The sequence below is a fragment of the Variovorax sp. KBW07 genome (genome assembly GCF_003852515.1).
Lineage (GTDB): Bacteria > Pseudomonadota > Gammaproteobacteria > Burkholderiales > Burkholderiaceae_C > Variovorax.
Genome location: NZ_QAJK01000107.1, coordinates 9,729 through 29,687, shown reverse-complemented (window position 1 = coordinate 29,687; position 19,959 = coordinate 9,729). Strand labels below are relative to the sequence as shown.

The 19,959-nt window shown below is 67.9% G+C and carries 20 protein-coding genes; 2 read left to right on the top strand and 18 right to left on the bottom strand.

Going from position 1 to position 19,959, the window contains the following annotated elements:
* Positions 1 to 132: 132 nt before the first annotated feature.
* From DBV14_RS21220 to DBV14_RS21175, 10 genes are read right to left on the bottom strand one after another with little or no spacing between them, the layout of a single operon-like run.
* Positions 133 to 741: a glutathione S-transferase gene (locus tag DBV14_RS21220; RefSeq protein WP_124461776.1), complete on the bottom strand. Its 609-nt coding sequence runs from the start codon at positions 739 to 741 to the stop codon at positions 133 to 135.
* Between the two features lie 26 nt (positions 742 to 767).
* Positions 768 to 2,492, bottom strand: a complete 1,725-nt coding sequence (locus tag DBV14_RS21215; RefSeq protein ID WP_124461775.1) for an FAD-dependent oxidoreductase — start codon at positions 2,490 to 2,492, stop codon at positions 768 to 770.
* Complete coding sequence (locus DBV14_RS21210; RefSeq protein ID WP_124461774.1) at positions 2,492 to 3,235, bottom strand: SDR family NAD(P)-dependent oxidoreductase; 744 nt, start codon at positions 3,233 to 3,235, stop codon at positions 2,492 to 2,494. Before DBV14_RS21210 ends, DBV14_RS21215 begins: the two co-directional genes overlap by 1 nt.
* Positions 3,236 to 3,259: 24 nt before the next feature.
* Positions 3,260 to 4,009, bottom strand: a complete 750-nt coding sequence (locus DBV14_RS21205) for an SDR family NAD(P)-dependent oxidoreductase (protein WP_124461772.1) — start codon at positions 4,007 to 4,009, stop codon at positions 3,260 to 3,262.
* Positions 4,010 to 4,042: 33 nt separating this feature from the next.
* A complete protein-coding gene (locus DBV14_RS21200) occupies positions 4,043 to 4,762 on the bottom strand; it encodes an ABC transporter ATP-binding protein (protein WP_124461770.1) in 720 nt (239 codons plus the stop codon).
* Positions 4,755 to 5,531 (bottom strand): ABC transporter ATP-binding protein, encoded by a 777-nt coding sequence (locus tag DBV14_RS21195; RefSeq protein WP_124461768.1) that lies wholly within the window; start codon positions 5,529 to 5,531, stop codon positions 4,755 to 4,757. Before DBV14_RS21195 ends, DBV14_RS21200 begins: the two co-directional genes overlap by 8 nt.
* Positions 5,528 to 6,520 carry a branched-chain amino acid ABC transporter permease gene (locus tag DBV14_RS21190; protein ID WP_124461766.1) on the bottom strand — a complete coding sequence of 331 codons (993 nt, stop codon included), beginning with the start codon at positions 6,518 to 6,520 and terminating at the stop codon, positions 5,528 to 5,530. Before DBV14_RS21190 ends, DBV14_RS21195 begins: the two co-directional genes overlap by 4 nt.
* Positions 6,517 to 7,419, bottom strand: a complete 903-nt coding sequence (locus DBV14_RS21185; RefSeq protein WP_124461764.1) for a branched-chain amino acid ABC transporter permease — start codon at positions 7,417 to 7,419, stop codon at positions 6,517 to 6,519. Before DBV14_RS21185 ends, DBV14_RS21190 begins: the two co-directional genes overlap by 4 nt.
* A gap of 22 nt (positions 7,420 to 7,441) precedes the next feature.
* Positions 7,442 to 8,668, bottom strand: a complete 1,227-nt coding sequence (locus tag DBV14_RS21180; RefSeq protein WP_185546081.1) for an ABC transporter substrate-binding protein — start codon at positions 8,666 to 8,668, stop codon at positions 7,442 to 7,444.
* A 51-nt stretch (positions 8,669 to 8,719) separates the two neighbouring features.
* Positions 8,720 to 9,499, bottom strand: a complete 780-nt coding sequence (locus tag DBV14_RS21175; protein WP_124461762.1) for an SDR family NAD(P)-dependent oxidoreductase — start codon at positions 9,497 to 9,499, stop codon at positions 8,720 to 8,722.
* Between the two features lie 146 nt (positions 9,500 to 9,645).
* Between DBV14_RS21175 and DBV14_RS21170 the strand changes: the two genes are divergently transcribed.
* A complete protein-coding gene (locus DBV14_RS21170; protein WP_124461759.1) occupies positions 9,646 to 10,371 on the top strand; it encodes a GntR family transcriptional regulator in 726 nt (241 codons plus the stop codon).
* Between the two features lie 5 nt (positions 10,372 to 10,376).
* Here DBV14_RS21170 and DBV14_RS21165 read toward each other — a convergent pair whose 3' ends face one another.
* The 8 genes from DBV14_RS21165 to gtdA all read right to left on the bottom strand — a co-directional run bounded on the left by DBV14_RS21165 (position 10,377) and on the right by gtdA (position 18,779).
* The gene (locus DBV14_RS21165; protein WP_124461757.1) at positions 10,377 to 11,294 is read right to left on the bottom strand and encodes an acyl-CoA thioesterase II; all 918 of its coding nucleotides are present in this window, start codon (positions 11,292 to 11,294) and stop codon (positions 10,377 to 10,379) included.
* 105 nt (positions 11,295 to 11,399) lie between these two features.
* The gene (locus tag DBV14_RS21160) at positions 11,400 to 12,074 is read right to left on the bottom strand and encodes a hypothetical protein (protein WP_260397157.1); all 675 of its coding nucleotides are present in this window, start codon (positions 12,072 to 12,074) and stop codon (positions 11,400 to 11,402) included.
* Positions 12,075 to 12,154: 80 nt separating this feature from the next.
* Positions 12,155 to 13,522, bottom strand: a complete 1,368-nt coding sequence (locus DBV14_RS21155) for an FAD-dependent oxidoreductase (protein ID WP_124461754.1) — start codon at positions 13,520 to 13,522, stop codon at positions 12,155 to 12,157.
* A complete protein-coding gene (locus DBV14_RS21150) occupies positions 13,522 to 14,499 on the bottom strand; it encodes a tripartite tricarboxylate transporter substrate binding protein (RefSeq protein ID WP_124461752.1) in 978 nt (325 codons plus the stop codon). The genes DBV14_RS21155 and DBV14_RS21150 overlap by 1 nt, the downstream gene beginning before the upstream one ends.
* 96 nt (positions 14,500 to 14,595) lie before the next feature.
* Positions 14,596 to 15,582 carry a tripartite tricarboxylate transporter substrate binding protein gene (locus tag DBV14_RS21145; protein ID WP_124461750.1) on the bottom strand — a complete coding sequence of 329 codons (987 nt, stop codon included), beginning with the start codon at positions 15,580 to 15,582 and terminating at the stop codon, positions 14,596 to 14,598.
* A gap of 59 nt (positions 15,583 to 15,641) precedes the next feature.
* Positions 15,642 to 16,880, bottom strand: a complete 1,239-nt coding sequence (locus DBV14_RS21140) for a 3-hydroxybenzoate 6-monooxygenase (RefSeq protein ID WP_124461748.1) — start codon at positions 16,878 to 16,880, stop codon at positions 15,642 to 15,644.
* A 25-nt stretch (positions 16,881 to 16,905) separates the two neighbouring features.
* Complete coding sequence (locus DBV14_RS21135) at positions 16,906 to 17,610, bottom strand: fumarylacetoacetate hydrolase family protein (RefSeq protein WP_124461746.1); 705 nt, start codon at positions 17,608 to 17,610, stop codon at positions 16,906 to 16,908.
* A gap of 77 nt (positions 17,611 to 17,687) precedes the next feature.
* Positions 17,688 to 18,779: a gentisate 1,2-dioxygenase gene (gene gtdA, locus DBV14_RS21130; protein WP_124461744.1), complete on the bottom strand. Its 1,092-nt coding sequence runs from the start codon at positions 18,777 to 18,779 to the stop codon at positions 17,688 to 17,690.
* Between the two features lie 178 nt (positions 18,780 to 18,957).
* On the opposite strand from gtdA, the gene DBV14_RS21125 reads away from it, so the two are divergent.
* Complete coding sequence (locus DBV14_RS21125; RefSeq protein ID WP_124461742.1) at positions 18,958 to 19,851, top strand: LysR family transcriptional regulator; 894 nt, start codon at positions 18,958 to 18,960, stop codon at positions 19,849 to 19,851.
* Positions 19,852 to 19,959 lie beyond the last annotated feature (108 nt).

Sequence of the window (19,959 nt, the reverse complement as noted above, 5' to 3'; positions counted from 1 at the left end):
GTGCTCTGCGCAGCGAAATAAAGGAGGAGCGAAGCGGGGGACATTCGCGGAGCAGAGCACACCGTCGGCGCGGGCGTCGCCCTGAACAGCGGCACACAAACGCGCCGCCTCACACAAGGCGAACCGAAGAACTCAGGCCGTAGGAAACGTAGCCCGCATCGACGCACGCTGGTTGAACACGTCGAACCACTTCGCGCTGTTGGGCGCCTCTGCACGCCAGTCCACCGACGGAAAGCGGAAGTCCATGTACCCCAGCGCGCAACCGAAAGCGATCGTGCCGATATCGACACGCTCACCGAATGAAGGTGCGGCGGTTTCCAGCCACTCCAGCCCCGTGCGCACCTTCGCAAGCTGCCCATCGGTCCACTCCGCCCAACGCAGCGGCTCCGGGCGCAGCACGTTTTCGTAACGCGCCAGCAGCGCCGCGCCCGTCATGCCGTCGGCCAGCGACAGCTCCGTCAAGCGCGCCCAACGGTCCGCACCCTCGGCCGGGAACAGCTTGCCCGACTGCGTGGCGTTCAGGTACTCGCAGATCACGCGGCTGTCGAACAGCACCTGGCCATCGTCCGTCAGGAAAGTCGGCACCTGGCCCAGCGGGTTCTTCGGAATGATCGTGGTGTCGCGCTTCACCGGGCCGGCCGCGCTCGGCAGCTTCTCGATGCGGTCGGCAATGCCCAGTTCGTGAGCCACGACCATGCATTTTCGAACGAAGGGGGATGCGGGAGAAAAGAAGATTTGCATGATGAAGAAGTGAGGTCTGTCTCGTTTCAGGTGTGTGCCTTGCTGCCATGCGCCAGGTGCATGCCGGCGACCCAACCGAAGGTTAGCGCAGGGCCCAGCGTGATGCCCGGCGCGGGATACTCGCCGCCCATTACCGAATGCATGTCGTTGCCGGCCACGTACAGGCCGGCAATGGGCGCGCCCTGCGCATCGAGCGCGCGGGCGTTTCCATCGGCGCGAATGCCCAGCGCCGTGCCGATGTCGCCGGGGTACACCTTCACCGCATAGAACGGCGCCTGCTTCAACGGCGCCAGGCAGGCATTGGGCTGGTGGTCTGGGTCGCCCAGGTAGCGGTTGTAGGCATCGCTGCCCTTGCCGAACAGCGGGTCCTGCCCTTGCGCGGCGAGCGGGTTGAACCTAGCGACGGTGCGCACCAGGCCGGCCGGGTCCACGCCCGCCTGCTTCGCCAGGTCTTCCAGCGTGTCGGCGCGGTACAGGTAGCCGGCGCGCACCAGGTGCTCGCGCGGCCGTCCGCCGGGCAGCGCGAGGCCCAGGCCCCACTTTTCCATGAACGCGCTGTCGCACACCAGCAGCGCGGGGATGCTCGCGGCCTTGGCGTTCGCGCGGTACATGCCGCGCACGAACTCGTGGTACGAGGTCGACTCATTGACGAAGCGTTCGCCGCGCGCATCGACCGCGATCAGCCCGGGCTTGGCGCGGTCCCACACCAGGTGCGGATAGCGCAGCACGCTGCCGTCGGGCCGCGTGAGCAGCGACACCGGCGCCCACAGCGCCGGCCCGGTGTGGCCGGTGCCAAGCACGCCGCCGGCCTGTTGCGCCATCGCGATGCCCTCGCCGGCATTGTCTTGCGGCGACATCGAATACGGGCCCGTGGGTGCCGGGTAGTGGGCACCACGCATGGCGGCGTTCCACGGAAAGCCGCCGGTGGCGATGACCACGCCGCGCCGCGCGCGCAGCGTCGTTTCCTTGCCGTCGCGGCGCACGCGCACGCCGGTGACGGTGCCGGCCGCGTCCTTCTCCAGCGCCAGTGCCGGCGTGTCGAGCCAGAACGGAATGTCCTTCTTCAGCACGCTGTGAAAAAGCCGTGCCGCGAGCGCGTTGCCCAGCAGCAGCCGCGTGCCGCGGTGGTGGCCGCCCAGGCGGTCGCCGACGTAGCGCAGCACCATCTTCACGCCGTGCTTCCACGACGCGAACGAGCGCCAGACGCCAAGCAGGTGCTTCACGTCGGTCATGTTGACCATCATGCCGCCGAGCACGCAGAACTCGGGCAGCGGGTCGCGCAGCGTCTTGAAGTGCGCACCGAGCAGGCGGCCGTCGAACTCGATGGGGTCGAGCGAACGCCCGCCCATGGCGGCGCCTTCGCGGTCGGGGTAGTAGTCGGGCGAATAGGTGCGCGCGGCCAGTTGCACGTCGGTGCGCTCGCGCAGGTAGCGCAATGCAAGCGGGCCCGCATCGAGGAACGCGTGGCGCAGCTCTTCGTCGCCGGCCGCGCCGACGGTGTTCTGCAGGTAGGTCCAGGCCTTGCCGCGCGTGTCGGGGTGGCCGGCCGCCTCGGCCTGGTCGTTCAACGGCACCCACACGGCGCCGCCCGAGATGGCGGTGGAGCCACCGATGCGGTCGGTCTTCTCGACCACGAGCACGTCGAGGCCCTCGAGCTTCGCGGTGAGCGCGGCCGACAGGCCACCCGCGCCGCTGCCGATGACGACGACGTCGTATTCGGTCTTCTCTTGTTGCTGTTGTTGCTTCGCCATCAGGAGCCCGAGCCTCCGAGCGACTTGCCGCCATCGACGAACAGCACCTGGCCGGTCACGAAGCAGGTGGCGGGCGATGCAAAGAAGGCCACCGCATTGGCAATGTCTTCCGGCTTGCCGGCCGCGCCCGTGGGCTGCAGCGCAAGCTGGGCGGCCAGGCGTTCGGGCGAAAGCCCGCGCAGCAGCGGCGTGTCGATCAGGCCCGGCGCGATGGCGTTGACCATGATGCCGCGCGGCGCCAGCTCCATGGCGCTGGCGCGCGTGTAGCCGACCAGCGCGGCCTTCGAGGCCACGTAGTGCGCGTGGTTCTTCGCGCCCAGGTAGGCACGCGATGCGATGTTGACGATGCGCGCGCCGCTCGCCATCTTGCGTGCGGCCTCCTGCGTGAGCGTGGCCACGGCCAGCAGGTTGACTTCGTACATGCGGCGAAAGTCGGCCGACGTCACGTCGAGAAAGGCGCGCTCGTCGAAGATGCCCGCGTTGTTGACCAGCGCCGCGAGCGGCGGCAGTTGCTGCACCATCGCGCGCACTGCCGGTTCGTCGGTCAGGTCGATGGCGCGGCATTCCACGTCGAGGCCGGCGGCGCGCAGCACCTGCGTTTCGCGCTCGGCCAGTTCGCCGTTGAAGTCGGCCATGACCACGCGCCAGCCGTCGCGCGCCATGCGCTCGACGATGGCGCGGCCCATGCCGCTGGCGCCGCCCGTCACGAGGACGAGCGGCTTCTCTGTACTGCTGTTGTTCATGGTTGTTCCGATGTGCGGCAGTGCTCAGGCCGCGAGGTAGCCGCCATCGACCGGCAGCACCACGCCATTGACGTAGCTGGCCATCGAGGAGGCAAGAAAGACGACCGGCCCGGCGATTTCGTCGGCCTCGCCGTGGCGCTTGATGGGCACGCGGCTCATGTACCAGTCGGTGCCGTGCTCGGTCTCGCGCTGGCCGGCCGTCATGTCGGTGACCATCAGGCCCGGCGCCACCGCGTTCACGCGCACGCCATAAGGTGCGAGGTCGCGCGCCAGCACTTGCGTGAGCGAGCGCACGCCCCCCTTGGCCACCACGTAGCCGGCCGACGAAATGCCCGCGCCGAAGGCCACGATGGACGACAGGTTGACGATGTTTCCTTGCGAGCGCTTGAGCGCCGGCACGAACGACTGCGTGACGTTGAACACGCCCTGCAGGTTGACCGACATCACGCGGTCCCAGGCTTCGCGCGCGCCGGGCTCGTCGAATTTCGAGCGCGCCGAAATGCCCGCGTTGTTGACCAGCACGTCGATGTCGCCGTGCGACGCCGCAACGCGCACCGCGAGCGCATCGACCGCCGCCGCGTCGCTCACGTCAACGCTTTCGGCATCCGCCCGGCCACCGGCTTCGCGGATCGACGTGGCCACCTGTTGCGCCACCTCGAGGTCGCGGTCGACCACCAGCACGTGCGCGCCTTCGGCCGCCATGCGGCGCGCGATGGCCTCGCCCAGCCCGCGCGCGGAACCGGTGACGAGCGAGAGTTTGTCTTTGAGGAGCATGAAGAAATTCCCTTCGGGAAAAGCGTTGCGGCGTCAGACGCCGAGGTAGGCGCGGCGCACGGCCTCGTCGTTCGCAAGTTGCGCGGCGGGGCCGTGCAGCGAGATCTCGCCGTTCTCCAGGATGTAGCCGTAGCTCGATACAGCCAATGCCAGCTGCACGTTCTGCTCGACCAGCAGGATGGTGATCTTCTGTTCGCGGTGCAGTCGCTCGATGATCTCGAACATCTGCTCCACCAGCAGCGGCGACAGGCCCATCGACGGCTCGTCGAACAGCATCACGCGCGGGCGCGCCATCACCGCGCGGCCGATGGCCAGCATCTGCTGCTCGCCGCCCGACAGCGTGGCGGCCATCTGGTTCTGCCGCTCCTTCAGGCGCGGAAACATGGTGTACACCGATTCCAGGTCGTTGCGAATGCCCGCGCGGTCGCGCCGCAAATACGCACCCAGGTCGAGGTTCTCGCGCACGCTCATGTCGCGGAACACCTGGCGGCCTTCGGGCACCTGCACGATGCCGCGCTTCACGAGTGCGTCGGAGCCGAGCCGGTCGATGCGCTCGCCGTCCAGCCGCACCTCGCCCTCGGTGCAGTCCACCAGGTTCGAGATGCAGTTCAGCGTGGTGGTCTTGCCCGCGCCGTTGCTGCCGAGCAGCGCGACGATTTCGCCCTCGGGCACATCGACCGACACATCGCACAGCGCCTGGATGCGGCCATAGGCGGCCGAGATGGCGCGCAGGGACAACAATGCTTCAGCCATGCGCAGCTCCCTTTCCATTCCCTTTGCCCAGGTAGGCTTCGATCACGCGCGCATTGCTGCCGATTTCCGCGGGCGTGCCTTCAGCGATCTTTTCGCCGAACGCCATGACGGTGATGCGGTCCGAAATCGACATCACCAGTTGCATCACGTGCTCGACCAGCAGCACGGTGATGCCGTCGCGCGCCACCAGTTCCTTCAGCAGCCGGTCGAGGCTTTCGATCTCGCGGTTGCGCAGGCCCGCGGCCGGCTCGTCGAGCAGCAGCAGCTTGGGCTTGATGGCCAGCGCGCGCGCCAGCTCCAGCAGCTTCTGGCGGCCGAAGTCGAGGTCGCGCGCCGGCTGGTGGCGTTCGTCGGCCAGGCCGACGCGCTCCAGCAAGTGCATGGCGAAGTCTTCAGTCTCGCCATCGGGGCGGCGCAGCAGCCGGCCCAGCGTGCCGGCGCCGCGCGAGTGCGTGCCGAGCAGCACGTTCTCGAGCACCGACAGTTCGGCGAACAGCTCCAGGTTCTGGAAGGTGCGCGCAATGCCCAGCGAGGCCATGCGGTGCGGCGACACGCTCGTCAGCTCGCGGCCTTCGAAGGTCACGCTGCCGCTGCTGGGCGTGTAGAAGCGCGAGATGCAGTTGAAGGTGGTCGACTTGCCCGCGCCGTTCGGCCCGATGAGCGCGTGGATGCGGCCCTGCTCCACCTGGAACGAAAGGCCGTTCACCGCCTTGAGGCCGCCGAACACCACGCTGATGTCGCGCACATCGAGAAAAGCGGTCGCGCTCATGCGTGCTTCTCCGTCACGTTCGCGCTGGCCACGCTGCTCGCGCGCTGCGACTTGCGGCGCGCCACGAACAGCGACGCCATGCCCTTGGGCAGGAACATCATGAAGAGCATGAGGATGCCGCCGTAGATGATTTCCTGGTACGACGGAGCCTGCCGCAGCAGCTCCGACGCCAGGCCGAACACGATGGCGCCGGCCACCGCGCCACGCACCGAGCCGAGCCCGCCGACCACCACCATCGTGAGGACCAGGATGGTGGTCTGGAAGCCCAGGCTCTCGGGGTGGATGAACGAGGTGAACAGCGTGTACATACCGCCCGCCACGCCCGCGAACGCCGCCGACAGCACGAAGGCCGTGACCTTCACCGCGCGCGTGTTCACACCCATGGCAATGGCTGCCACGTCGCTCTCGCGCACCGCGCGGAACGACGAGCCCAGCCGCGAGCGCGACAGCGCCACGGTGAGCCACAGCATCAGCGCCGCGATGGCGACCACGAAGGGGTACGCCTGCAGGTCGTTCATGAGCTGGTAGCCGCCGAGCGAGGCCGGCTTCATCTGCAAGCCGTTCGAGCCGTTGGTGACCGTCTCCCAGTTCAGGAACACCCACTGCATCGCCTCGCCGAAGGCGAAGGTGGCCAGTGCCAGGTAGATGTCGCGCATGCGCAGCGCCAGCAGGCCGATGACCCAGCCGAGCGCGGCCGACAGCACGGCGCCCGCGAGAATCGACACGAAGAATGGCGGCTGCCACTGGTTGTTGATGAGCCCGGCCGTGTAGATGCCGATGCCGAAGAAGGCCGCGTGCGACAGCGCGAACTGGCCCGTCTCGCCAATGACCAGGTGCATGCCGAGCGCCAGCACCGAGAACACCATCAGCAGGTTGACCACGTACAGCACATAGCCGCTGGTGGTGAAGGGCAGCACCGCGAGCACCACGGCCATGCCGAGCAGCACGCCGCGGTCCCACCATGGGGAAGAAACTCTCGAAGCGCTCATACCTTCTTCACCTGAGGCTTGCCGCCGAGCAGCCCTTGCGGACGCACCAGCAGCACCACCATGATCGCCACGAAGGGCGCGACCACGATGGCGTTGGACGAAATGAAAAGCCCCACCAGGTTCTCGACGATGCCGATGATGAAGCCGCCGACCACCGCGCCCGGCAGGCTGGTGAAGCCGCCGACGATGGCCGCCGCGTAGGCCAGGATGGCGATGTGGCCGATGTCGGGCGTGATGAGGATCTTGGGCGTGATCAGCAGCGCCGAGATGGCCGAGATGACGCCGGTAAGGGCCCAGATCTTCATGCGGATCGAACCGAGCTTGACGCCCACGATCTGCGCGCCGCGCGGGTTCATGCCCACCGCGCGCATGGCCTGGCCGGTGCGGGTGCGCGTGAACATCAGGTACAGCAGCACCATCACCACCACGGCCGAGCCGAAGATGGCCAGGTCGAGCAGCGTGAGCGAGGCCTGGCCGATCATGATCGGGTCTTGCGGCACCAGCGAGGGCAGCGAGCGCGGCGTATCGCCCAGGCCGGTCTTGCGCACCAGGCCCTTGAGCAGGTACGCAAAGCCGAGCGTGGCAATCACCAGCTGCACGCCGACGCCGCGCGAGGCCGTCACGCGCTGCATCACCACGCGCTGGAACGCGGCGGCGAGCAATGCGGTGACCGCCAGGCTCGCGAGCACCGCGCCCCAGTAGGGCCAGCCCCACACCACCAGCGGAAAGAGCGCGGCGTAGCCGCCGGCCATGAAGATCTCGCCCTGCGAGAAGTTCGGCACGTCGGTGGTCTTGAAGACCATGACGATCGCCACCGCCAGCAGCGCGTAGACGCTGCCGGTGACGATGCCGGACAGCACGCCCTGCTGCACGAAAAGCCAGATGTCGGAGAGGCTCATGAGATGGATGCCTGCCGTGCGCTCAGGGCTTGTAGGTCCACACGCTCTTGTAGCTGCCCGGCACCAGGGCCATGTTGCTGCCGTCGAACTTGATGTAGATGGCCGACTCCTGCGCGGCGCGGTCCTGCGGGCCGAACTCGATCGGGCCGGCCATGACGCCGGAGTCGAACTTCATGGTCGACAGCGCGGTGAGCACCTTCTCGCGCGTGGGGTTCGGCCCCGCTGCCTTCAGCGCGTTGACCACCGCCATCGCGGGTGGAATGCCGTAGGGCATGTAGGCCTGCGGATGGCCGGGCTTGGCCGCCAGGTCGGGGTATGCGGCCTTGTACATGTCGTACACCCACTTCAGCTTGGGACCGCCGGGCACGTCGGCCAGCACTTCCTGGATGTAGACGTTCTTGAAGGCATCCTTGTTGCCGACGTTCTCCACCAGCTGCTTCAGGTCGGCGGTCGAGTTGACGGCCAGCACAATGGGCTTGTTGAAGCCCAGCTCGAAGGCGCGCTTGACGATCAGGCTCACGGGCCGCGCGTAGGTGGTGAGCAGCAGCACGTCGGGGTTGGCGGCCTTGATCTTCAGCATCGGCGCCGTGACGTCGGTGATGTTCGGGTTGACCGACTGCACCTGCAGGTCGACACCGCCGATGGCCTTGGCCTGCGCCTGGGCCGACTCGAGGTTCCAGCCGCCGTAGGCGTCGTCGTGGTTGATGTAGCCGATCTTCTTCGCCTTGAGCTGCTCGCTCGCGAACTGCACCATCGAGCCGCCCACGGCGTGCTGCGAGATGGAGAAGGCGCCGTAGATGTACTTCGACGGCGGATACAGCGCGCCGTCGCCCGAGGCGTTGAGCATGACCAGCGGAATCTTCGCGCGCTCCACGTATTCACGCGCACCGACCACGGCGGCCGAGCACGAGCCGCCGTTCAGCAGGAACACCTGGTCCTGCTCGGTGAGCTTCTTCACCGCGGCCAGCAGGTCGTTGGCGTTGCAGCGGTCGTCTTCCACCACGAGCTCGATCTTGCGGCCGTTCACGCCGCCTTCCTTGTTGACCTTGTCGTAGTACATCTTCGCGGCGTTGATGACGTCGAAGCCGTAGTTCATGGACGCGCCCGACATCGGCGAGAACATGCCGATCTTGATGGTCTTGTCGGTCAGGCCGGGCTCGGCCTGCGCGAAGGCGGTGCTCGCCATGGCGCACAGCGCGGCGCCCAGTGCCATGGGTGCCAGGGCTGAAATGAGAAGGTTCTTTTTCATGAGCTGTCTCCGTTGGTGTGAGTGAACAAGTGAAGGGGAGGCGCCGCGCGCCTACTGCATGCGGTAGCCGCCGTTGACGTCGATCACGTTGCCGGTGATGTACGCCGCCTGCTCCGAGACCAGGTAGTCGACCGCGCCGGCCACGTCGTCCACCGTGCCGATGCGGCCGAGCGGAATGTTGGCGGCGGCGGCCGTCAGCGCGCCGCTGCTCTGCACGGTGCCGCGCAGCATGTCGGTGTCGATCAGGCCCGGGGCCACCGAGTTGACGGTGACGCCCATGTGCGCCGACTCGCGCGCCATGGCCTTGGTCAGGCCGAGCACCGCCGACTTGGCGCCGATGTAGGTCGCGCTGGAGCGGTAGCCGCCCAGTTGCGCCGCCACCGAGCCGAAGGTGACGATGCGGCCATGCGCCACGGGCGCGGCTTCGCGGCGGCGCAGGTAGGCGCGGCCGCACAGGAACACGCTGCGCGCATTCACGGCGAAGGTGCGCTCCCAGTCGTCGAGCGTGGTGTCCTTGATGAGCGAGCGTTCGCCGCCGGGCATCAGCAGGATGCCGGCCACGCAGACCACCACGGCGATGGGGCCGAGTTGGTTTTCGATGCCGTCGAACGCGGACTCGACGGCGGTTTCGTCGCTCACGTCGAACTGGCGGAAGTGGTGGCCTTCGCCCAGCGATTGCGCCACGTTGCGGGCGTTGTCGCCGTCGATGTCGGCCACCACGACGCGAAGGCCGCTGGCCGCGAGGCGGCGGCACACGGCCTCGCCGATGCCACGGCCGCCGCCGGTCACGAGGGCCAGCCGGCCGGGAGCTTGTGCATGATGTTCCGCCATGGGCTGCGAGGTCTCCGTGCCGCGTCGGTGCGGCGTGAAAGTTGATCGAGGGCCGCATTGTGTATACATGAATACTTTTTACAGTCCTCGTTTACCCTGATATCACGCCTTATTTCTTAGATTCACTGGCATCATGTATACCTGACATGGACACACTCTCCCAACAAGTCACAGAGACGCTGCGCACCTGGATCCTTCACGGGCGGCTTGCGCCCGGCATGCGGGTGGAGGAAGTGCCGATCGCGGAAAGCCTGAAGGTGTCGCGCACGCCGGTGCGCGCCGCGCTGGCCGCGCTGGCCATGGAAGGGCTGATCGACCACCAGCCGAAGAAGGGCTACCTGGTGCGCTCGTTCGCGCTCGAGGACATCCTGGCCGCGTACGAAGTGCGCTCGGTGCTCGAAGGGCTGGCCTGCCGGCGCTTTGCCGCGCTGGGCGTGGACGAGCCGACCGCCGCGCTGCTGCGCGAGTGCCTGCGCGAGGGCGACGAAATACTGGCCAAGGGCCAACTGCTGGTGGAAGACCTGGCGCCCTACCAGCAGATGAACGTGAAGCTGCACAACGCGCTGATGCACGGCGCGGGCAACCAGTGGATCGTGCGCTTCGGCGCGCAGGCGCAGGCGGTGCCGTTCGCGTCGGACCGCATCATGCTGTGGCACGACCACGGCGTGATTTTGCGGTCGCACGACGACCACCACCGCATCGTGCAGGCCGTGATTTCAGGGGACGCGGCGCGCGCCGAGCAACTCATGCGCGAGCATGTGTACTACGCGGGCATCTTGCTGCGCGACAACTACCAGCGGCTGCTGGACGAACGCAGCCGCGACGGGACGGCAGCGCCGCTGACCGAGCAGCAGCAGCCTGCGCAGCAATAAATCTTCTAGGAGGCAACGGCCGGCGAGCGAGGCGCTCCCGGCTTCCTGATGCGCAGCATGCCTTCCTGCGCGGCCGAGGCCACGAGCCGGCCATCGCGCGCATAGAGGCTGCCGCGGCACAGGCCGCGCGCACCGCTGGCGCTGGGCGAATCGAGCACGTACAGCAGCCAGTCGTCCATGCGGAAATCGCGGTGGAACCACATCGCGTGGTCGAGGCTGGCGGGGCGCACCTGGCCGGTCATGAAGCTCAGGCCGTGCGGCAGCATCGCGGCGCGCAGCAGGCCGTGGTCGGAGGCATAGGCCAGCAGCGCGCGGTGCACCATCGGGTCGTCGGGCAGCGGCGCGACGGCGCGCATCCACAGGGCGCTTTGCGCCGCCGCCGGGCGCGGCAGCGGTGCCATCAGGTCTTCGGGGTCGACGCGGCGGTATTCGATGCCATGCGACTGGATCGCCTTCGAGCGCCAGGGCTCCGGCAGCCGGTCGCCCAGGGCGATGCGCTGGTCGAGCTCGCTGATGAGCCCGTCGGGGCCGGCCACGTCGGGCATGCCGAACTGGTGGTCGACGCCCTCGTCCATGGTCTGGAACGAGGCCGACATTTCAAAAATGATGCGCTCCTGCTGACGCGCCACCACATGGCGGGTGGTGAAGCTGCGGCCATCGCGCACGCGGTCGACGCTGTATTCGATGGGCGCGTGCTCGCCCGGCAGCAGGAAGTAGGCGTGCATGGAATGCACCGGCCGCTCGGTGCCGACCGTGAGGCTCGCGGCCATCAGCGACTGACCCAGCACCTGGCCGCCGAACACGGCGGGCGTGCCGATGTCTTCGCTCTGCGCCAGGAAGCGGTCGCCCCCCAGCGGCTCGAGCTGCATGAGGGCGACGAGTTCGTCGACGAGGCGGGAAGCGGTGGCGGGATCGGTGGTCATCGGGCGGGGGCGGTCAACGCAAAAAAGGGCAACCCGCAACCATAGCAAAGGCCGGGCCGTGGCGCTGTCGCGGCCCTGTCAGCCGGCCCTGCCGTCCCTGTCTGCCTATTTGTAGAAGCAAACGCCCATGAGGCCGGCGCGGCAGCTGTTGTCGGTGCCGCCCTGGACGACGCGCACCGGCACGCCGGCCAGCAGCATCGAGCCGTCGTCGGCATACACCAGCGGCGTGGGCGTGACCTTGGCGGCGGCGCCGCTGAAGGTTTCCTGCTCGACGTAGCTGACGTACTGGCGGCGCGAAAAATCGACCTTGTCGGCCGACTTCAGCGGCGACGCCCCGTAGCGCTTGCCGTACACGGTGCCGAAGTAGCGCAGCGCGGAGCCGGTGCGGTCGCCGTATTTCACGTCGGCCCTGGCAAAGCCGGTCTGGACCAGGAAGGTCCGGTCTTCGGGCGTCAGGTCGGCATCGAAGGCCATCAGCATGTACTGGCCTTCGAAGCTCTGGTTGCGCGCCACCTTGAGCTCGCCGATCAGCGCGGGCGTGACCTTGCCGCGGCCTTCCCAGCGCAGCAGCGCGGCCACGGACGGGTCGCCGTCGAACACGTAGTGGTAGTTCTCGCCGGCAATGGCAACCTTGCGGCCGTCCTTGGCGGCAACGAAGCTCAGCACCCGGTCCTTGCCGTGGACGGGTTCGCCTTCGGGCGTGCTGGCGCAGCCCAGCTGGATCAGGCCGAGCGTGGCGCAGGAAAGAGCGAGGAGGAGGCGACGCGCGGTGGTCGACAACGAAAGGAAGTGCACTTTTCGTCCGGGGTTCGAGTTCATCAAGCCCCGGACTCTAGCGCCATCCGCGCGCCCCGGAGCGTTCAGCGGTCCAGGTCGACGCCGTCGACGGCCAGCTTGTTCTGCAGCGCCGGCACGTCCACGTTGGCAAAGGCGTCCGTGCGGCCCAGCGATGCCGCCGCGGTGCCCGCGGCCTGCCCCATGACGAAGCAGCCGCCGCTGGCGCGCGCGGCCGACTGGCCCTCGTGCGTCATCGAGGCGCAGCGTCCGGCCACCAGCAGGTTGTCGACCTTCTGTGGCACGAGCATGCGCCATGGCAGGTGGTTGTAGGCATTCGCTTCGTCTTCCGGGAAGGCCCACACGATGCGGCCGTCGGCGTGCATTTCCATCGGCCAGGCGTTCAGCCCGATGTTGTCGTCGAACTTCGCCGAGCCCAGGATGTCCTCGCGCTGAAGGGCATACAGGCCCTGGATGCGCCGCGTCTCGCGGATGCCGACCTGCGGCGCAATTTCGACGATGGCCGATTGCGCGAAGCCCGGCACCTCGGCCTTCAGGAACTCGAAGTACGCGGCAATCTGGCGGCGGCCGGTGAGTTCGCCTTCGCTGAGCTCGCGCGCATCGACGCCGTTCATCGCGCGGCCTTCGGAATTACGAATCTGCGTGACGTTGGCGCGCCATTCGCGCGGGTCCTTGTTGGGCCGCAGGATCGCGCCTTCGCGTGGAAAGGTGTACTTGCCCGGGTGCTGCTGCTCGGCACGCGCCATGAAGTCGTTGATGGCCTTGAACTCGCCCACGGCTTCGAGCGCCGCCGGTGCGTCGACCTGGCCGATGCGGAACATGGTGGTGGGAAACAGGCCGCTGCCGTGGCCGTCGCCGACCTCGAAGGGCACGCCCGCGAAGGCGGCCACGTCGGCGTCGCCGCTGGCGTCGATGAAGGCGTTGGCGCGAATGGCCTGGCGGCCCGACTTGGTCTCGACCACCAGTGCCGCGATGCGGTTGCCGTCGCGAATGACCGCGGCCGCATACGCATGGAACAGCAGCTTGACGCCGGCGGCTTCGAGCAACTGGTCGGCCGCCAGCTTGTAGGCCGAGGTGTCGTACGAGCGCACGCGAATGCGCCCGCCCATGCCGTCCTGCGGCGCGTTCATGCCGTTGAGCCCGGCGATGCGGTCGATCAGCTCGTCGACCACGCCGCGCACCAGCTGCGTCATCTGGCCCTTGCGCTTGCCGTACAGGCCCGCGAAGTTGGTCACGCCGCCGGCCGTGCCCATGCCGCCGAGGAAGCCGTAGCGCTCGACCAGCAGCGTGCTGGCGCCGTGGCGCGCGGCGCTCACGGCGGCGGCGATGCCGGCGGGGCCGCCGCCGACCACCACCACGTCGTATTCGCCGAACACCGGCAGCTCGCGCGCCGGCTCGTGCAATGTTGTTTGTGTCGTCTGCGAATCGGCCATTACTGCAACTTGATGCCGCGCGTGGAAATGATCTTGGTCATGATGGCCGCCTCGTCGTTGACGCGCGTGCGCATGCCGTCCGGCGAGGTGCCCACGGCCTGCCAGCCCTGCTCGAAGAGCTTGCGGCGCACGTCCGGGTCTTTCATGACGATTTCGAGCTCGCGGCCGATGCGCGCCTGCGCGGTCTTCGACAGGTTGGCCGGGCCGAGCAGCGCCACCCACACCTCGAGGTTGAAGTCTTTCACGCCGGCTTCGGCCAGCGGCGGAATTTCGGGCACCAGCGCGCTGCGGCCGCCGGTCAGGCCGATGGCCTTGAGCTTGCCGGCCTTGATCTGCGGCATGGCTACGCCCGGCGGAATCAGGCCCATCTGCACCTGGTCGCCCAGCATCGCGGTAATGACCTGCGGGTTGCCCTGGTAGGGCACGTGCTCGGGCTTGAAGCCGGCCACGCGGCTCTTGAGCAACTCCATGCCGAGGTGGCCGACCGAGCCGATGCCCACCGAGCCGTAGTTCCACTTGTCGCCGGCCTTGCGCGCGGCGTCGAAGAAGGCGGCGCCCGAAGGCAGGTTGTTCTGCGCCACCAGGACCAGCGGCGCCGTGGCGATCAGCGACAGGTAGGTGAAGTCCTTGGCCGGGTCGTAGGGCAGCTTGGGGTACAGCATCTTCGACGACGTGAGGTTGCCGTTGATGACGATGCCCAGCGTGTGGTCGTCGGTGGCCTTGGCCACCTGGTCGGCCGCGATGTTGCCCGAGGCGCCGGCCTTGTTGTCGACCACGATCGGCTGGCCCAGCGCCTTGCCCAGCGGCTCGGCGATGGTGCGCGCCGCGATGTCGGGCGTGGAGCCACCCGGAAAGCCCACCAGCAGGCGGATCGGCTTGGTCGGCCAGGCGTTGTTGTCGGCGCTGGCCGTCAGCGGCAGCGCGGTGGCGGCTGCCAGGCCGCAGGCAATCAGGAGGGCTCTCTTGGTGACGTGCATGGAAAAAAGTGTGAAAAAGTTGTCAGAAAAACAAAGAGGGCCAGCTTAACTGCCGGGCGAAGCTCCGGGCAAGGCACATGGCCTCGACAGCCCCTGCTAGTCGAGGCTGATGTTGCCCCTGCGCACCAGCTCGCCGTACACCTTGGACTTGGCCTGGGCATTGCGCTCGATTTCCTCGGGCGACCAGGCCAGCGGCTCGAAAGCGAAGGTGTCGAAGCGGGCGCGGATCTCGGGGTCGGCAATGACCTTGGCCACGTCGGCGTTGATCTTCGCCTTCACGGCCGCCGACACGCCCTTGGGCGCCAGCAGCGACACGAACGAATTGACCTCCAGCGACGCCGGCCCGCCCGCCTCGGCCATGGTCGGCACGTCGGGCATCTGCGGAATGCGCCTGGGCGCGGCAACGGCGATGTAGCGCAGCTTGCCGGCCTTGTAGATGCCCTGGCTCGACGGGATGCTCGCGAAGGCCCATGGCACCTCGCCCGTGCCGACGTTGGAATACAGCTGCGACACCTCGCGGTACGGCGCATGGCGCATGCGGATGCCGGTCAGCGCCTCCAGCTGCTGCGCGCCCAGGTGGCCCGGGCTGCCCACGCCCCACGAGCCGTACACCACGGCGTCGGGCTCGGCCTTGGCGGCGGCAATCAGGTCGCCCATGGTCTTCCACTTCGAATCGGTGCCCACCGCCACGAAGAAGGGCGTGCGAAACAGCGAGGCCACCGGGTCGAAGTGCTGCAGCGTCACGAAGTTCTTCGACTTGTACAGGTGCGGCAGCGCGGCGATGTGCTCGCTGTCCAGCTGCAGCAGCGTGTAGCCGTCGGGCGCGGCGCGGCGCGCCTGGTCGATGGCGATGAAGCCGCCGCCGCCCGGCTTGTTGTCGATCAGCACGCGCTGGCCCCACAGCCGCGAGAGCTTGTCGGACACCAGCCGCAGCACAGCGTCGGGCCCGCTGCCGGCCGCGAACGGGGTGACCAGCGTCACCGGCCTGGTCGGAAAGTCGCTGGCCTGCGCCAGCGCGCCGGTGGTGGCGGCGGTGGCGATCACGGCAACGAGGCCGGTCAACAGTGCGCGCGGAAAGTTCATGGTGTGTTGTCTCCTGGGCCTTTGTCGGCCTCGAATGGTGATGATGAAGGGAACAGGTTTCAGTGCGGCGAAAGCACCTCGGGGGCATCGTCCAGGCAATGCTCGGGCCGCCAGGCATAGAGCCATTCGACCGCATCGTAGAAGCGCTCGGGCGTGCGCCCGACCCAGAGGCTGTTGCGCACCAGCCGCTCGACGCCCTGCGCGTGATAGATGCGGCCCATTTCGCGCACCGACAGCACCACGCGCGCCGTGCGGGCGACGCGGGCGGCTTCGTACAGCCTGAAGGCGGCCGGCATGTCGAAATCGCAGGCCTTCACGGCGGCGCCGAGCGTGACCGCGTCTTCGAGCGCCATGCACGCGCCCTGCGCCAGGTACTGCATCATGGGATGCGCCGCGTCGCCGAGCAGCGTGGCCGGGCCGTCGCTCCAGCGCTCGACCGGGTCGCGGTCGGCGGTGCTCCAGCGGCGCCACGACGTGGGCCGGTCGAGCAGCTGGCGCGGGCGCGCATGCACGCCCTCGAAGTACGACAGCACTTCTTTCTTGCTGCCGTCGGTCACGCCCCACTCTTCCTGCTCGCGGCTGTGGAAAGTGACGACCAGGTTGTATTGCTCGCCGTGGCGCAGCGGGTAGTGCACCAGATGGCAGTGCGGGCCGGCCCAGACCACGGGCGCGTTCCAGCGCAGGTCGGCCGGCATGTCGGCCGCCGGCACCACGGCGCGGTACACCACGTGGCCCGAGACGCGCGGCGCATCGCCGATGAGCCTGGCGCGCACCACCGACTTCACGCCGTCGCAGCCGACGATGGCGTCGGCGGTGAAGCGGCGGCCATCGCGCGTGACGGCCATGACACCGTGCGTGCCATGCGCGCCGGTGTCCAGCGACTCGACCTGCGCCGAGGTGTGGAAGCGGATCAGCGGATGCTGCTTCACGGCCTCGTGGATCGCGCCATGCAGGTCGGCGCGATGGCTCACCGCATACGGATTCCTGAAACGCGCGCGGAAGGCTTCACCGACCGGCACCGACGCCACTTCGCTGCAATCGACCGCGTCCATCATCACCAGCCGGTCGGTGAACACCGAGCCACGGCGCACCGCCTCGCCGACGCCCAGCGCATCGAGCGCCGCGAAGGCATTCGGGCCGAGCTGCAGCCCGGCGCCGATTTCGCCGATGGTGGCGCTCTGCTCCAGCAGGTCGATGGCCACGCCCAGGCGGGCCAGCGCCAGCGCCGCGGCCATGCCGCCGATGCCGCCGCCGACGAGCAACACGCGGGGGGGATTCTTCGAAAGAGGTGTGCTCATCGAGGGGTCTCTGCGCGCCGGACGGTCAATCGATGCGGACCGTGAGCGAAGGCAGCCGCTCGATGCTGACCTTGATCGTCTGGCCCGGCTTCACCGCGCCCACGCCTTCCGGCGTGCCGGTGAAGATCAAGTCGCCGGGCTGCAGCGTGAAGAGCGTCGAGAGATTGGCGATGACTTCGTTCACCGACCAGATCAGGTGCGCGATGTCGCTGCTCTGGCGCACCTGGCCATCGACTTCGAGCGTGATGGCGCCGCCGTTGATCTCGCCCACGTCGGCCAGCGTGCGCAGCGGCGCGATGGGTGCCGAGAAGTCGAAGGCCTTGCCGATTTCCCAGGGGCGGCCCTGCTCGCGCATCTTCATCTGCAGGTCGCGGCGCGTCATGTCCAGGCCCACGGCGTAGCTGAGGATGTGGCTGGCGGCCTGCTCGACCGGAATGTCTTTTCCGCCCTTGCCGATGGCGACCACCAGCTCGGCTTCGTAGTGGTAGTTGCTGGTGAGCGGCGGGTACGGAATGGCACCGGTGGCGCCTTCGGCCACGGGCACGACCGAGGCGTCGTCATTCGGCTTGCAGAAGAAGAATGGCGGTTCGCGGTCGGGATCGAACCCCATCTCGCGTGCATGGGCCGCGTAGTTGCGGCCGACGCAGTAGACGCGGCGCACCGGAAACAGCTTGTCGGAATCGGCGATGGGCAGGCCGACGATGGAAGGGGGCGTGAAGACAAAGGACATGTGGGCTCCTGCCGCGCGCGGCGGCACAGGGTCGGACAAATGAAAAAAGAGAAAGAAGAAAGGGGGCGGCCGTGCGCCTACGCGTCTTCGAGGAAAGCTTCGCGCAGGATGCCCATGGCCTGCTGCACGGGACGGTCCGAGAAACTGAAGAGCACGGTGTCTTCGGCCGGCGACAACAGCCGCAGCGGCGCCCACGACGGCACCACGAAGGTGTCGCGCGGGCCGAACTCGAAACGCTGGCCCGCGATCTCGGCGGTGCCATGGCCTTCGACCACGCTGTACACGGCGCCATCGGTGGCGCGGTGTGTCTTGCCCGCGAAGCCCTTCGGCAGCAGTTGCAGGTGGGTCGAGATGGTCGGCATCGGCGAGCCGCCCGTCAGCGGGTTGATGTAGCGCAGCTTGTGGCCCAGCCAGGCATCGGGCGCTTCCTGCGTCTGCAACTGGGCCAGTGCCTCGCGGCTGCGTGCGTAGGGGTAGTTGAAGATCGGCGAGGTGGCCGACACGTGGTCGTGCCGCACCGGCACCATGTTGTGGCCGAAGCGCGCCAGGCTGTGGCCTTCGGGCCGCGACACGTGCTGCACCTTGGCGTCGTCGTTCTCGGCAAAGCCGGCGTCGAAGAAACGCAGCATCGGGATGTCGAGCCCGTCGAGCCACACTACCGGCTCGGTCACGCCTTCGATGCCTTCGTTGCCATGGTCGTGCCAGGCCCACGAGGGCGTGATGATGAAGTCGCCGGGGTACATGGTGGTGCGCTCGCCGCCCACCGTGGTGTAGGCGCCCTTGCCGTCGACGATGAAGCGCAGCGCCGACTGCACGTGGCGGTGCGAAGGCGCGACCTCGCCCGGCATGATGAGCTGCAGGCCCGCGTAGATCGACTGCGTGATCGACGAGTTGCCGGGCAGCGCCGGGTTTTCGAGCACCAGCACGCGGCGCACCGCTTCTTCGGCGGTGATGAGGTCGGCCGACTCCATCAGCAGTGGGCGGATGGCGTCGTAGCGCCAGAGCGCGGGCACGCACGGCGTTTGCGGCTCGCGCGGCACCAGGGCGTGCAGCGATTCCCACAGCGGCGTGAGGTTCAGCGGGCGGATGCGGGCGTAGTAGTCGCTGCGCTCGGCGGCGTTGGCCGGGGCGGCTTTGTCTTTGTCTTTGTGTGTAGCGGCGGGATTCATGGCGGGTTGTGTCTCCGGGCTGGCGAGGTACGTACGCCAACGGCGGCATTGTTGACCCGCACCACTATTTGCTCAAGACCGGTAGCCAATACCCGGAATTCGAAATTTCGATAATGGTGTCCTTTCCTTTCCGTGTCTTTCCTTCTTCTCTTTCTCTTCTTCAGGAAAAGAACCGCCCATGTCCAAGCTCGATCTCGAATGGCTCGCCGTGTTCGACGAGGTCTACAAGACCGGCAACGTCTCGAAGGCGGCCGAGCGGCTGGGCATGGCGCAGGCCGCGGCCAGCACCGCGCTGAACAAGCTGCGCGCGCATTTCGACGACCGCCTGTTCACGCGCACGGCCCAGGGCATGCAGCCCACGCCGCATGCCGAGCGCATCTACCCGAACCTGCGCGAAGCGTTGGCGCAGCTGGCGCAGGCACAGGGCAACCGCAGCAGCTTCGAGCCGGAAAAAGCGCAGCGGCGTTTTCGCATCTGCATGACGGACATCAGCGAGGTGGTGCTGCTGCCGGGCCTGCTCGACCATCTGCGGCACGTGGCGCCGGGCGTGCACATCGAGACGGAGATCATCTCGACGGTGAGCGGCCGCCGCCTGCAGGACGGCGAGGTCGACCTGGCCGTGGGCTTCATGCCGCAGCTGGACGCGGGCTTCTACCAGCAGACGCTGTTCATGCAGAACTTCGTGTGCCTGGCGGCACGCAACCACCCGCGCATCGGCGCCCGGCTGACGCGCAAGCGTTTCGAGGCGGAGGCGCATGCGGTGGTGTCGACGTCGGGCACGGGGCACGCGATCGTCGACACGACGATTGCGCGGCTGGGGTTGAAGCGGGACGTGGTGGTGCGGTTGTCGAGCTTCCTGAGCGTGGCGCGGATCGTGGCGCACACGGAACTGATCGTGGTGGTGCCGCGCATCCTGGGCAAGGTGCTGGTGACGCAGGAGCCGGTGAAACTGCTGGAACCTCCGTTCGCGTTGCCGGCGTACGCGGTGAAGCAGCACTGGCACGAGCGCTTTCATGCGGATCCGGGGAATGCCTGGCTGCGGCGTACTTTGGCTCAGCTGTTCAACGGCTGACGGATCGTAGTTCAGGGCACTGTTCAGGGCGACGCTCACGCCGACGGTGTGCTCTGCTCCGCGAATGTCCCCCGCTTCGCTCCTCCTTTATTTCGCTGCGCAGAGCAC

Bases quoted from the DNA above. Each gene is read 5' to 3' on its own strand.
- DBV14_RS21220 (WP_124461776.1), bottom strand. From the start codon at position 741: ATGCAAATCTTCTTTTCTCCCGCATCCCCCTTCGTTCGAAAATGCATG.
- DBV14_RS21215 (WP_124461775.1), bottom strand. From the start codon at position 2,492: ATGGCGAAGCAACAACAGCAACAAGAGAAGACCGAATACGACGTCGTC.
- DBV14_RS21210 (WP_124461774.1), bottom strand. From the start codon at position 3,235: ATGAACAACAGCAGTACAGAGAAGCCGCTCGTCCTCGTGACGGGCGGC.
- DBV14_RS21205 (WP_124461772.1), bottom strand. From the start codon at position 4,009: ATGCTCCTCAAAGACAAACTCTCGCTCGTCACCGGTTCCGCGCGCGGG.
- DBV14_RS21200 (WP_124461770.1), bottom strand. From the start codon at position 4,762: ATGGCTGAAGCATTGTTGTCCCTGCGCGCCATCTCGGCCGCCTATGGC.
- DBV14_RS21195 (WP_124461768.1), bottom strand. From the start codon at position 5,531: ATGAGCGCGACCGCTTTTCTCGATGTGCGCGACATCAGCGTGGTGTTC.
- DBV14_RS21190 (WP_124461766.1), bottom strand. From the start codon at position 6,520: ATGAGCGCTTCGAGAGTTTCTTCCCCATGGTGGGACCGCGGCGTGCTG.
- DBV14_RS21185 (WP_124461764.1), bottom strand. From the start codon at position 7,419: ATGAGCCTCTCCGACATCTGGCTTTTCGTGCAGCAGGGCGTGCTGTCC.
- DBV14_RS21180 (WP_185546081.1), bottom strand. From the start codon at position 8,668: ATGAAAAAGAACCTTCTCATTTCAGCCCTGGCACCCATGGCACTGGGC.
- DBV14_RS21175 (WP_124461762.1), bottom strand. From the start codon at position 9,499: ATGGCGGAACATCATGCACAAGCTCCCGGCCGGCTGGCCCTCGTGACC.
- DBV14_RS21170 (WP_124461759.1), top strand. From the start codon at position 9,646: ATGGACACACTCTCCCAACAAGTCACAGAGACGCTGCGCACCTGGATC.
- DBV14_RS21165 (WP_124461757.1), bottom strand. From the start codon at position 11,294: ATGACCACCGATCCCGCCACCGCTTCCCGCCTCGTCGACGAACTCGTC.
- DBV14_RS21155 (WP_124461754.1), bottom strand. From the start codon at position 13,522: ATGGCCGATTCGCAGACGACACAAACAACATTGCACGAGCCGGCGCGC.
- DBV14_RS21150 (WP_124461752.1), bottom strand. From the start codon at position 14,499: ATGCACGTCACCAAGAGAGCCCTCCTGATTGCCTGCGGCCTGGCAGCC.
- DBV14_RS21145 (WP_124461750.1), bottom strand. From the start codon at position 15,582: ATGAACTTTCCGCGCGCACTGTTGACCGGCCTCGTTGCCGTGATCGCC.
- DBV14_RS21140 (WP_124461748.1), bottom strand. From the start codon at position 16,880: ATGAGCACACCTCTTTCGAAGAATCCCCCCCGCGTGTTGCTCGTCGGC.
- DBV14_RS21135 (WP_124461746.1), bottom strand. From the start codon at position 17,610: ATGTCCTTTGTCTTCACGCCCCCTTCCATCGTCGGCCTGCCCATCGCC.
- gtdA (WP_124461744.1), bottom strand. From the start codon at position 18,779: ATGAATCCCGCCGCTACACACAAAGACAAAGACAAAGCCGCCCCGGCC.
- DBV14_RS21125 (WP_124461742.1), top strand. From the start codon at position 18,958: ATGTCCAAGCTCGATCTCGAATGGCTCGCCGTGTTCGACGAGGTCTAC.